The 12946-nt window shown below is 52.8% G+C and carries 10 protein-coding genes and 1 pseudogene; 3 read left to right on the forward strand and 8 right to left on the reverse strand.

Annotated elements, in window-relative coordinates; all coding sequences use genetic code 11:
• Positions 1-22: 22 nt before the first annotated feature.
• The 8 genes and pseudogenes from acsD to ACESZP_RS09400 form a co-directional block, all read right to left on the reverse strand.
• Complete coding sequence (gene acsD, locus ACESZP_RS09365) at positions 23-964, reverse strand: acetyl-CoA decarbonylase/synthase complex subunit delta (protein ID WP_158361985.1); 942 nt, start codon at positions 962-964, stop codon at positions 23-25.
• An 86-nt stretch (positions 965-1050) separates the two neighbouring features.
• Entirely contained in the window at positions 1051-3180 is a 2130-nt protein-coding gene (acsB, locus tag ACESZP_RS09370; RefSeq protein ID WP_186873610.1) for an acetyl-CoA decarbonylase/synthase complex subunit alpha/beta, read from the reverse strand.
• Between the two features lie 154 nt (positions 3181-3334).
• Positions 3335-3967, reverse strand: a pseudogene (locus tag ACESZP_RS09375) (ATP-binding protein); the annotation flags it as partial.
• Positions 3968-4009: 42 nt separating this feature from the next.
• Positions 4010-5902 carry an anaerobic carbon-monoxide dehydrogenase catalytic subunit gene (gene cooS, locus ACESZP_RS09380; protein ID WP_440322543.1) on the reverse strand — a complete coding sequence of 631 codons (1893 nt, stop codon included), beginning with the start codon at positions 5900-5902 and terminating at the stop codon, positions 4010-4012.
• A gap of 37 nt (positions 5903-5939) precedes the next feature.
• The gene (locus ACESZP_RS09385; RefSeq protein WP_499708857.1) at positions 5940-6713 is read right to left on the reverse strand and encodes an ATP-binding protein; all 774 of its coding nucleotides are present in this window, start codon (positions 6711-6713) and stop codon (positions 5940-5942) included.
• Between the two features lie 76 nt (positions 6714-6789).
• A complete protein-coding gene (locus ACESZP_RS09390; protein ID WP_178038151.1) occupies positions 6790-7725 on the reverse strand; it encodes a methylenetetrahydrofolate reductase in 936 nt (311 codons plus the stop codon).
• 119 nt (positions 7726-7844) lie between these two features.
• Entirely contained in the window at positions 7845-8039 is a 195-nt protein-coding gene (locus tag ACESZP_RS09395; RefSeq protein WP_499708858.1) for a CooT family nickel-binding protein, read from the reverse strand.
• A gap of 25 nt (positions 8040-8064) precedes the next feature.
• Positions 8065-8382 (reverse strand): DUF8180 domain-containing protein, encoded by a 318-nt coding sequence (locus tag ACESZP_RS09400; RefSeq protein WP_440322548.1) that lies wholly within the window; start codon positions 8380-8382, stop codon positions 8065-8067.
• 241 nt (positions 8383-8623) lie between these two features.
• On the opposite strand from ACESZP_RS09400, the gene aroE reads away from it, so the two are divergent.
• The 3 genes from aroE to ACESZP_RS09415 all read left to right on the forward strand — a co-directional run bounded on the left by aroE (position 8624) and on the right by ACESZP_RS09415 (position 12945).
• On the forward strand, positions 8624-9499 hold the full coding sequence (gene aroE / locus ACESZP_RS09405) for a shikimate dehydrogenase (protein WP_499708859.1): 876 nt from the start codon (positions 8624-8626) through the stop codon (positions 9497-9499).
• Between the two features lie 199 nt (positions 9500-9698).
• Positions 9699-10883 carry an aminotransferase class V-fold PLP-dependent enzyme gene (locus ACESZP_RS09410; RefSeq protein ID WP_499708860.1) on the forward strand — a complete coding sequence of 395 codons (1185 nt, stop codon included), beginning with the start codon at positions 9699-9701 and terminating at the stop codon, positions 10881-10883.
• A 16-nt stretch (positions 10884-10899) separates the two neighbouring features.
• A complete protein-coding gene (locus tag ACESZP_RS09415; protein WP_499708861.1) occupies positions 10900-12945 on the forward strand; it encodes an NAD(P)/FAD-dependent oxidoreductase in 2046 nt (681 codons plus the stop codon).
• Position 12946: the final 1 nt, after the last annotated feature.

The following is a 12946-nucleotide window of genomic DNA, read 5'->3' on the forward strand; positions in this document are numbered from 1 at the left end:
TAAATTTCTCCTCCTTCCTCGATTAAACCAGTGCTTTAATTAATTTTGAAATCGTTGCAACCGAGGTCGGATGTTTCAAAATTACTGCATTGGAGCCGGATGCCAGTACTGCTGCGGCTGTCTCAACTTCCATATCAATTCCACGCTCTTCCTGGGATCCCCACTCCGGCATATCTGCTTCGGAAGCCATAGCCTCTTTTACATTCCATGCCTCGTCAGCTACCGGTGTCATAATCGGCATCTGAAGCTGTACATCACCCTGAGCCAGAGCTGCTGCCTTTACACGGTCCATAGTAGAAACTACGTACTCAAAACCGTATCCGGCTGCTGCGGAACCTACGTTCATGACAACGTTAGCCTGATCTACGCCCAGCTGTCCGATCAACACGTTCAGCTGTTTTGCAAGGTTGATATCTACGGCAGACTCTGCTCCGACCTTCTGGCCGTAAGCAAGACCAGCTGCTGCTGCAACTGCCTTGTAGTTCTCTTCTCTTGCGGACAGGATCAGTACGTTCTTTCCCTGAAGCGCTTCTGCAACCTTGGAGAAAAGCTCTGCATCCTTCTCTACATTCTTACATCCCTCAATTACAAGAGGAGCTGTGATCGCGTCGCCAACCTCTTTCGCGATAGCTACGCAATCCTCAACGGAACGGTTCTCGCCATTCGGATCCGCTCCCTCAAAGCGGAGAACAACGAAATCTGCTCCAGGCATTTCTTCGGCTTTCTTTGCAATCTCTGCAAAAGTTGTAGCACCTGCATAGTAGTCCTTGATTCCTGCAACTTCATTCTCCAGACCCATGTCTGTAATCAGAACTCCAATCTTCGGTGCATTCTCGATCGGCGCGTCGAATGTATAAAACGGCAGTACATTCTCTCCGCCAAGCTTCACTGCCTTATCTCCGGTTCCGATTTCTACGGTACGGATAGCAGCGTTGAATTTTCCTGATTTTCCAGTAAACGGCATTTCTTAGTTACCTCCTTGTCCTTTACGTGGTTTTAACGCATAGGGGCACAGCCCCTATGCGTAAACCAATTATCTTACATATTATACTACATCATCGGGTCCATGCCAAGTGCCGGATGTCCTTTTTCTGTAAGGAATGCCAGCAATGTTTCCGGATCCTCTGCGATAGTCTCATCACCGATCATATCGGTAAAGTTGTCGATTCCGTAGAGCTCTTTTGCTGTCTCATTGAGACGCTCTGCTACGGACTCCTTCAGCTCCTTGGGCATCCATACAATACGCTCGATTCCGCCCTCAGCCTTCATAAACTTCTTGGAAGAGATGAAGTGCTTTCCATGTCCCATGAATCCAGGTGTCTGAACTCCACCACCGGTCATACTTGCCAGCTCGGAGAAGGTCATTCCCAGCGGAGTCATGCCTGCATACTCACGGTTGGTGATAACAACACCGTTGGAGAACGGCTCGATACCACAGATACACTCGAAGCATCCGCAGGAGGTCATCGGCTTCTCCATGATGGAGTACAGGGAAACCTCTTCCAGAGCACCCTGGGAGTACAGCTTAACTGCCTCATTGACATCCTCGTACTCACCGATTCTCTCATCGATGGGCTTCTCTTTGGTGATAACCTGGCAGGGTCCCTGAGGATCCAGCTCGTTGGTAGCCTTTGCGTCCAGCCATGAAACGGCGCCGCACAGACCCAGACGCTCCGGAGTAACCACGCATACATGGGACGGGGAGAATGCCTGGCACATGATACAGCTGTAGTATACGTCTACAGACTCGTCAGTCAGAGTAGCCAGACGGTCGTCACGCTTGTCAAACAGCGGGATAGCAGTCTCATGACGCATCTTGGTACACAGCTCCGGATCGGTGATAACCTTAACCTGACACTTATCTACAACTGCGTCAAACTCATTCTTAATTCTTGCGTACAGAACCTCACCGATGTGCTTTGCACGGAAGCCTGCGTCGAAAGCGTTCTTGCTTACACGGATACGGATCATATCACGCTGACCGGTATGCATAACACCCTCGATGCAGTTCAGGTAGTTATGGAACTTACGCTCGAATACCGGCTCAAAGTCAGCCTGCATGCTCTTGCCGGCAACCTCTACCACGTAGCCGATGCTGTGCTTGCTGCCTACCTCGAACTCGTCGAAGTCCGGTCCGATTACTTCGATCTTGTGGTCCTCAACCTCAGACGCGTCCTTTGCCTCAACTAGCTCGAAGCAGTCCACACGGGAACCGTCGAACTCTACCTGCATATCGCCGCGACGGATAATCTCGCCCTCGAATGCGGATGCGAAGGAAACCGGGATATCGATCTTGGTAACCTTAATCTTAATATCTCTTGCTTCAATAGAAGTAGCGTTGAACTTGGATACGTCCTCCTGAACGATCAGGCTCTTCGGTACACGGAAGATGTTCTCGGTCTCGTTGGTAACTACCGGGAAACCAAGAGCGATTGCGCCTGCACCGCAAGCTACGATAACATCATCCAGCGGCTTGAACGCATTTACGAACGCCGGTACACGGTCCATGGTGTACTTCATCAGCGCGCCTGCGTCGCCCGGTGTTACGTTACCGAAGATCAGAGCCGCACGAAGCGCTACAGATACAACGTGGATTACTGCGGTTACGTCCTTGCCAAGCGGTACGATACGTACGGCGTTGCCCATGTTCAGGCCTGCCTCTACGCACTGATCGATAACGCCGCCTACCAGAGTAACCAGACAGCCCTGTGCCTGATAGCTCTTAACCAGCTCTACTGCTTCTTCTGTAGAAGGAGCGCTTCCCAGGATAACAGCTACGCCCGGGATATCGCCGGTTACAAGGGGTACACCCAGTTCACGGATGATAGCGTCTGCCAGATGTCCGTAGCAGGGCTCCTCGTACGGCTTTGCGCCGTTCATGTACTTCAGTACCTCGATGAACTCTGCGCACAGAGCTGTTGCAACACCGCTCATGAATGCGTCGTTCAGTCTCTTCTCTCTGGTCATCAGAGTTTTTACAACTCCCAGAGCTGCCTTCAGTTCTTTCAGGTTGGTAACCTTGCTTCCTGTTACGGCATAGTAGCAGGGAAGGCTGTATGCAGTGTCCGGGAAGGATACTGCCGCATCTTCTCCGTACTGTGCGATTGCGCCGTCGATAGCAGCCTCGGTCAGTCCGTAAACTGCGTCGTTGCCGCCGAATACTCTATCAAATAATGTCACGGTATTTTACCTCCAAATTTTAATTCGATTGATCGAGGATTTCCTTAATCTTCCGGATCTCCTCCTTTGCGGACTCGCTTACATCGTAGGGGGATTTGCCCTGCCGGTCCGCATCTATCACTTCCGGGTTATAATGGATAAATCCAAGTAAATCCTCTGCCGGGATCTTCGAGCGGATGAACTCCTCATCCTCTGCCCCGCGGACTTTGTTGGCTACTACGCGAACGGTCTGAATTCCCAGGTCGTGGGCCAGCCGTTTTACATTCTTATAGGTCTGAATGCTTCTCGCTCCGGGCTCGATAACTACCACAAACTGCTCCATACCTTCGCAGGTACCGCGGCCCAGATGCTCCAGGCCTGCTTCCATGTCCATGATAACCACGTCCTTGCTCCGAAGACTTAAGTAGCTCAAGATCCGCTTCAGCATCACATGCTCGGGGCAGACACAGCCGCCCCCTCCGGTCTCTACAGTGCCCAGCGTCAGGAGCTTGACACCGTTATAGGTCTTGCTGTAGGTATCCGGGATATCATCCACCTTGGGATTCAGCGTGTACATGGCATTTCCGGGGCCTGCCCCTGTCCGTTCCTCGATGAGCTTTCTCATCTTAGAAATCGGAACAATCGAGTCCAGAACCTCCTCCGGAAAACCGAGCGCCAGACCTAAATTCGCGTCCGGATCCACATCGGCTGCCAGAACCGTACATCCCTCCTCCGCATATAATCTTGCAAGGGTGGCTGCAAAGGTCGTCTTTCCGACTCCGCCCTTTCCGGTAATTGCAATTTTCACGTTCTATTCCCTCCGGTTCTTTCTTTACTCTATTTATCCGGATTAGATTCCCAGTGCGGTTCTCTTCTCCTCGATACGGTCGATCATCTTGTCAACCAGCTTCTCGATGTCTGTCTCGACAGTATAAGCTGCCTCAACCCAGTCACGAACGCCCTCAGTCAGCCACTGGCCCATCTCGGAAGAACCGGCTACATACGGGTCAACGCCCAGGAAGGTATCGATACCGGTTGCTACTACGTAGTTACCGATGGAAACAGCCTTCTCAGACATCCACTCCGGAGCGCAGCCTACAACCGGAAGCTGAGAAATATTCAGTCCGGAATCCTTGGCCAGCTCTGCTACCAGAACCATCATACGGCTGATATCTACACAGGAGCCCATGTGAAGTACCGGCGGGATGTCTGCCAGCTCACATACTCTCTTCAGACCGGCACCGCAGAGATCCTTTGCTGCCTTGTCCATCAGACCAGCCTTTGCTGCTGCCTGTGCGGAACATCCGGATGCTACCACTACGATATCGTTGGCAATCAGTTTCTTCATCAGCTCGATATGCGCGTAGTCCGGGCGGATCTTCGGGTTGTTACAGCCTACCATAGCGACTGCACCACGGATAACACCGGAGGTGATACACTCGATAAGCGGCTTGGTGGTACCTGTTACATCTACCTGAGAGTTGGTTACGCCATCCAGAGTCTTTACCAGAGCCTCCAGAGAGTATCCAACGGTTGCCTTCTGCTTCATATCCGGAATGTATACCAGATCCGGCTTACGGTTCTTGAAGTTCTCACATGCAGTCATAACGATCTGCTTTGCCTTCTCTGCAGCGGTTCCTACATCAAAGCGGATGTAATCGGAATCCGGCATCTGCGCGATGGGAGAAGTGGTGATAAACTTGGTATGGAAGCACTTGCTCAGGGGTCCGAGTGCCGGGAAGATACACTGCACGTCTACAACGATAGCCTCACATGCGCCTGTCAGAACTACGTTCTCCTGCTGCAGGAAGTTACCTGCCATCGGAACACCGCGACGCATAGCTACCTCGTTGGAGGTACAGCATACACCGGATACGGTGATTCCCTTAGCGCCCATGCTCTTTGCATACGCGATCATCTCCGGATCGTCTGCGTACTCACAGACCATCTCAGAAAGTGACGGATCATGTCCGTGTACTACGATGTTTACATTATCAGCGTTCATAACGCCCAGGTTTGCCTCGGTATCGATGGGCTTCGGAGTTCCGAACAGTACGTCGGAGAACTCGGTTCCGCACATGGATCCGCCCCAGCCGTCAGCCAGACCTGCTCTTAAGGACTGACGAACCAGTGCCTCCGGCTTGGAAGAACATCCCATATGAGTCATATGTAAGGAAGTAGCTACCTCACGGTCAATGGCTCTCGGCTCGATCTCAGCGTCATGCCACAGCTTCTGGGTATGCTCCGGAGCTCTCTTAAGCCATCTCTGTACGCCGAAGGGCTTACCATACTCCATCAGAGCTGTCTCTGCCATCTCGTGAGCCAGATCGTAGATATCCTTACCCTCGGTCTCTACGCCCCACTCCTTTGCGATACGGATCAGCTTCTCCGGATCCTTTACCTTGTAAGCTCCATCCGGCTGTGCAGCATACAGTGTGTGACAAATCTCACGGCCATGGTCAGAGTGTGTAGCTGCTCCGCCTGCTGTAAATTTCAGATAGTTACGGCCTACGATACCATGTACGTCACATCCGCAGATACCTCTCGGTGCCTTCGGTGTAATACGGCACGGTCCCATAGCACAGATTCGGCAGCAGACACCCTGCTCACCAAACTTACAGTGCGGCGTCTGGTTCTTCACACGAAGCTGCCAGGCATCAGCACCTACCTTTGCTCCTGTCTCCAGAAGTCTGGCTGTTGCGGCTTCCATTTCCTCCACCGTTGTCAACTTTAAATCTCCCATTATAAACCTCCTACCTTTTTTTATTTTCATAAATTTATTATGAAAGATCCAACTGGTCAATAATACTGTACAGCGCCTTGCGGACCGGAGAATCCTCCGGAAGCTTTACTGTGGGCACGCCGTCACAGTCATACTCAAACACCTGCTCGTCCTGAGGAACGACGCCCAGCAGATGAAGGCCCTGTTTTTCGATCTCTTCTTTCGTTCCCGCATTCAGCACTCCACCCGGAGCGCGATTGATAATCAGTCCTACGGACTTGGGCTTCAGTCCACATTCCGGAATCAGCCTTGCGATACGTCCTACTGCCTGCACGCCTCTGCGTGAGCAGTCGCTGACCAGAATAATGGTATCTACCGACGGAAGAATTCCGCGGCTGATGTGCTCCATTCCCGCCTCATTGTCTACTACTATATATTTGTAATTCTTGGCATATCTTGCAATCTGGGTCGTCAGGAGCCCGTTGACGAAGCAATAGCATCCCTTTCCCTGTGTGTGACCCATCACCAGCAAATCATAATCATCCTGCTCGGAAAGCGCTTCTCCGAATTTGAGCTCCGCGTAATCCTGCTTGGACATTCCCTTCGGAATCGGGTTGGAACCCGCTGTCTCTGCCTTTGCAATCTCCTCACGAATCTCGCCCAGGGTCGGAGCAGCCTCCACGCCCAGTACCTCGTTCAGATTGGAATTGGCATCTGCATCTACAGCCAGAACAGGTCCCTGCTTCTTCTGGCACAGGTATTCAATTAAAAGTCCTGTAAGTGTAGTTTTTCCCACACCGCCTTTTCCGGCTACGGCAATTGTATGTGGCATATCTTTGTTCTCTCCTGCCTTTTACCGCGGGCAGGTTTGTGCCCCGCCCGCAATTTTAATAATCAATTTTAAGTAACTAGATTAAGGTCTTCAGACCTGCGCGGTCGATGATCTCGGATACATCTTTCCACTTGTTCAGAGCGTACAGATGGATACCGTTTACACCCAGAGAACGATAGGTATCGATCTGCTTGATGGTGTACTCGATTCCTGCCTCGCGGAATCTCTTAATCTTGTCATCATAGAACATATCGAACGGCTTGCCCTCAGCGTCCTTAGCTGCGAACGGGTTCGGGAACAGCCAGTTCTGGGAAATGATCTTGCACAGCTCGTGATCCATTACACAGCCGTTGCGGGACAGTGCCATATTGATGGTAGCTGCCTGATCCAGAATCGGCATAACTCCTACGTCTACCGGCATGGTAACACCAGCGGAGTAGATAGCGTCCAGCCAGTACTTGAACTGCTCCATATCCCAGCAAAGCTGAGTCATGATGTAGTCAGCGCCGTTGTCCTGCTTCTGCTTCAGAACCGCGATATCGGACTCCAGGCTTCTGCATGCGATGTGTCCCTCCGGGGAACCTGCAACAGCGATCTCAAACTTATCGCCGAACTCGTCGCGAATGAACTTTACAAGGTCTGTAGCGTACTGGAAATCACCACAGGTAGTGGTCTCGCCCAGCGGAATATCTCCACGGAGAGCCAGAACATGATCTACGCCCTCGTTCAGGTACTGCTGCAGCTGATCCTTCATGCCTTCCTTGGTGTTCTTGATTACGGTAAAGTGGGTAACCGGTGTAGTGCCAGCGTTCTTAATCATCTGACATACCTCGCGGTTTGCTCCTACGTTTCCGCCGCCTGCGCCGTATGTACAGGAAATGTAATCCGGCTGATACTTGCACAGATGCTCGATCGTGCCCGGAAGATTCTCCATACCCTTCTCAGTCTTCGGCGGGAAAACCTCGAAAGACAGCGCCATGCGCTCGTTCATGATGTCTGTTAACTTTGTCATTTCAACCAACCTCCATTTTTTCTATATATCAACAATATTGATATCCCATCCAGGCCCGCACGCACGGCTGCCTCCGTACAGCGTGCCCCCGCTTTTCATAAGCGGACAATAGCCCGTCTTTATACAGACGGGCAGTTTAACTTCACTACGGAGCCAGTCAGATCTACAAAGGAAATTGTTCCCTCTACAACCACCTCGGCGCCCATGACATCAATCAGACGCACCGAATCGCCTTCTACGTAAATCTTGCTGACATTCTTCAGCACGACCTCTTCCGTGTCTTTCATCGTCTTATATACAGTTGCCAAACACATAATGATGCCTCCTTGTAAACTGTCGTTACTGTACTAAGGAAAGCGCCAGGCTCAGATACAGATTGCCCTTATCGAAATTCTCGATGGCTTTCTCAATCTGTACCGCCACATCTTCCTTTCCTGTCTCGCGGAACTTCTTCGCCACCTCAGCCAGCTCCGCAGCATGGTGCTTGTTGTGATCCAGCATATAGGAAAGCAGCGCTTCCTGCTCGCTTCCCGGCTTGTGATCGCCGCAGCCACATCCGCAGCCCTCATGGCTGTGATCGTGTGTATGCTCATGACAGTGCTCGTGATCATGCTCATGTCCGTGGCAATGTCCGTGTTCTCCGTCTACCATATGCATGGTTGTCTCCTCCTTTTACTCTATCTTTTAAATTGTGTTAATTTCCTGACAATCTTAGTACAATTATACCCTGACAGGGGGATTTTATCAAGTCGAATTTGGCCGAATAAAGGCTTTAAATTGTATTTCTTTGCATACATTCCAGCCCTGTCAAATTGCAATTGACTTTTCCCTGTTTTTTTTGTACCCTTAGTAAAAGTGTACACGATAACCCCGATAACTTCAAGCAAAAGGTGTAAAAATGGACAAAAAATTTGAGATAACTGGCACTACGAAACTTACCTGTCTGCTGGGAAATCCCGTTTCCCACAGCATATCCCCCGCTATGCACAACGCTTCTTTCCAAAAATTGGGTCTGGACTATACTTATCTGGCTTTTTCCGTAGATGAAACGCATTTCGAACGGGCCGTGGACGGACTTATCACCTTGGGGGCCGCCGGCTGGAACTGCACCATGCCCCTGAAGCGGCTTATGTACGAGCGGGTGGATACCCTCTCCGACTCTGCCCTCTTAAGCGGCGCAGTCAACACCGTAGTAAACCGGGACGGGCAGCTCTTTGGCGATAATACGGACGGCTACGGCTTTCTGCAGTCCATGCGGGACGCAGGCTTCTCCTGTGAGGGAAAACACGCGGTCCTGCTTGGCAGCGGCGGAGCGGCGGCAGCCATTCTGGCTCAGGCGGCCCTGGACGGCGCTGCTGCCATCGACGTCTTCGCCCGTAGCGCCTCCGCGTCCACTAGGCTAATCGCCGAGGAAATCCAGCGGATCCATGCCCGCTGCGACTGTCGGATCCGTCTCTTTGATCTGGCGGACAGCACTTCGCTCAGGCGCTGTCTGGACGAGGCCGACGTACTCATCAACGCCTCCTCCGTAGGCATGGCTCCCCACACAGACGCTTCCCTGATCCCGGATCCCGCCTTCTTCCATCCGGGTCTGGTGGTGGGCGACGTCATCTACAACCCCCGGGAAACCCTGCTCCTGCGCACCGCAAAGGAAGCAGGCTGCCACACCTTCAACGGTATGTACATGCTGCTCCATCAGGGAGCTAAGGCTTTTGAACGTTGGACCGGCCGGGAGATGCCTGTGGAATATATCCGGGAGCTCTATTTCCGGTAGATGCATCCCCTGCCCTGAATTCCGATCCGATATCTTGTAAATTCATCGGTTCCTGCTTTCTTTCAGAAAGATTTCGTGTTATAATAAAAAAAGCTGCAGTTTTGCCGGCGGCAGATCCGCAGCTTCCCTTTTATCGCAAAAGCACTGTTACGTTAATACACAAAAGTGTAATTATTTTCAAATCTGGAGATGAACCGTTATGATTTACCTTGACAATGGCGCCACCACCTTTCCAAAGCCGGAATGTGTCTGGGACGCCGTAGACCATTTTAACCGGACAGCAGCTGTCAACGCGGGCCGGGGCGCGTATCAGGCTGCCCGGGACGCCACCGCCATGATTCGGGAGGTCCGTGAGCAGCTGATCAGTCTCTGCGACGCCAGGGAGCAGGCCCAGGTTATCCTGACCCCTTCTGTCACCATTGCCCTGAACCAGATTATCCAGGGACAGAAATGGACGCCAGAATCGGTGGCTTACGTATCCCCTTACGAACACAACGCGGTACTTCGCCCCTTAAAGCTTCTGGAAAAGCGCGTCGGTATCCGGGTTCTGGAGCTGCCCCTCGCCGCAGATCTTTCCATCGACCTGGAGGCCACGAAAGAAATGTTCCGGCAGACCCCACCGGATTTTGTCAGCGTCTCCGCCGTCAGCAATGTGACCGGTTACATCCTGCCGGCCCGGGAAATCTTTCTGATGGCTAAAGAATATGGCGCTTTCACTCTGCTGGACGCAGCTCAGGCCATGGGACTTCTAAAGCTGCGCTTCTCTTTCCTCCGGGCGGACGCCATCACCTTTGCCGGACATAAGACGCTTTACGCGCCCTTTGGCATCGGTGGCTTTCTGTTAAAGAACGGGATCGATCTGGAAGAGCTTCTGGCCGGCGGCAACGGCATGAAATCCTTAAGCGAGGACATGCCCCGCTATATGCCCGAGAAAATGGAGTGCGGCAGCATGGACACTCCCGCCATCGCAGGCCTTCACGCCTCTTTAAAATGGCTGAAAACAGTCCGCCCGAAGAAAACCGAGGACGAACTTATGGAATATCTTATTCCTAAGCTTCGGGAGATTCCCGGCCTGCACCTCTACTGTGCGCCGGATCCCAGTCTTCAGGCAGGTGTCATTTCCCTGAACCTGGACGGCTTCCGGGCTAATGAAGTAGGCGCAATTCTCGACAAAGAATGGGATATCGCAGTCCGGGCCGGCCACCACTGCGCTGCGCGAATTCATAAGCACCTGAAGGATCAGGAATTCGACGGCACCGTCCGGGTAAGCATAAGCGCATTCACCACGAAGGATGAGTTGGACACGCTGGTGAAGGGCTTAGAGAGTATTGACCGGGACATGCTAAAGGGAATTTCTTCCAGCGTTCTTCGGGGCAATTGCTGATTTATTAGATACCTATATGCACAAAAAGCGTGCGCAGATCAAAGAAACCCCCTACGGGGATACCTATATGCGCAAAAAGCGTGCGCAGATCAAAGAAAAGAAAGGAACATACACTATGAGCTATGACAAGTTATTTGAAAAAGGACGTATCGGAACCCTGGTTCTGAAAAACCGCGGCATCATGATGCCCATGGCCACGGATCTGGCCGACAAGAACGGCATCGTTACCCCCAGACAGATCCGCTACTATCAGGAGCGGGCCAAAGGCGGTATCGGCATGATTATCAATGAATATACCGGTGTGGACGACGTGGACAGCATTCCGTCCATCCACAACCTGCGTATCGCCCGGGATTACCATATCTCTGAAATGGAAAAGCTGACCGACGCGGTTCATCTCTATGGCTGTAAGATTGCGGCGCAGATTCACCACGGCGGCGCTACCTCCAACCCGAACTTCACCGGACGCCAGAATCTGGCTCCCAGCGCCGTTCCCATTGCGGACGGACGCCCGGTTCCGAAGGAAATGACACTGGAGGATATCAAGCGTGTCGAACAGAAGTTTATCGACGCTGCAGTCCGCTGCCAGAAAGCAGGCTACGACGCCGTAGAGCTTCACGGCGCCCACGGCTATCTGATCGCCCAGTTTTTCAGTAAATATTATAACCGCAGAACCGACGCATACGGCGGAAGCGTCGAAAACCGCTGCCGCTTCATCGCGGAAATCATCGCGGGCATCCGCACCAAGCTTGGCTCCCGTTTCCCGATCATTGTCCGCATGTGCGGCGACGAGATGACCCCTGTAGATGGCTTCCTGACTCTGGAAGATGGTCTTGAGATTGCCAGATATCTGGAAAGCTGCGGTATCGACGCCATCAATATCAGTAACGGAAGCGCCCGTAACGGCGACGCCAACTGCGAACCCTTCTCCTATCAGTCCGGCTGGAAAAAGCACGTGGCGAAGGCTTATAAGGAAGCCCTTCACATCCCGGTTATCGCTACGAACACTATCAAGGATCCGGATTTCGCAGAATCTCTTCTGGAGGAAGGCGTCTGTGATTTCGTGGGCCTGGGCCGTTCCCAGCTGGCAGATCCGGATTTCATGAACAAGGCCAAGACTGATCATGCAGATGAAATTCGTAAATGCATCGGCTGCCTCTACTGCCGTGAACGTGTACTGGGTCAGGGACTTCCCATTCGCTGCGCCATCAACGCGCGTACCGCCAGAGAGGATGTCTTCTCCCATATCCGCAGGGACGGCGCAGGCAAGACCGCTGTCGTCGTAGGCGGCGGTCCCGCCGGTATGGAGGCTGCACGGGTGCTGACACTGCGTCAGTTCCATGTGGTCCTCTTTGAAAAGGAAACGAAACTGGGCGGTACTCTGAATGTGGCTGACAAGCCTGCTTTTAAAGATAAGCTGACCCGTCTTTCCGAAACCATGGAGACCCAGATCCGCCACCTGGGCGTAGAAGTCCGTCTCGACACCGCCGCTACTCCGGAGCTGGTAAGCGCTCTGAACCCGGTGGGCATCATAGTTGCCTGCGGCGCGGAGCCTGTGATTCCGCCCCTGCCGGGCATGCAGCAGAATCATGTCTGCACCGCGGAAGATGTCCTGACCGGCAAAGCGAATCCGACCGGACAGGTGGCTGTCATCGGTTCCGGTCTGACCGGACTTGAGACCTCTGAGATGCTTTTGAGCCGTGGTCTCTCCGTCTCCATCATCGAGATGGCTCCGGAGATGGGTCCGGGTATCTTTGGCGCCATCCGAAACGATGAGCTCAGCCGCATTCTGCCTCACAACCCGGGCGTCTACACCGGCCACAAGCTCCTCTCCATCGAGGAAAAGACCGTAACCCTGGAAAAGACTGACGACCATAGCACTGTGGTTCTGCCCGCCGACTCCGTGGTCCTGGCCCTGGGTGTGCGCCCGCGCTCCGCTCTGGCTGAAAGCTTCGAGTCCTGCTGCCCGCAGGTGCATATCGTCGGCGACGCCCGCAAGGGTGGCCGCATCGCTACAGCGGTACGGGAGGGCTTTGAAGCTGCTTATGTCTTTGAGGCATAAT

The organism is Candidatus Dorea massiliensis AP6 (genome assembly GCF_964245105.1).
Taxonomy (GTDB): Bacteria; Bacillota; Clostridia; order Lachnospirales; family Lachnospiraceae; genus Laedolimicola; species Laedolimicola intestinihominis.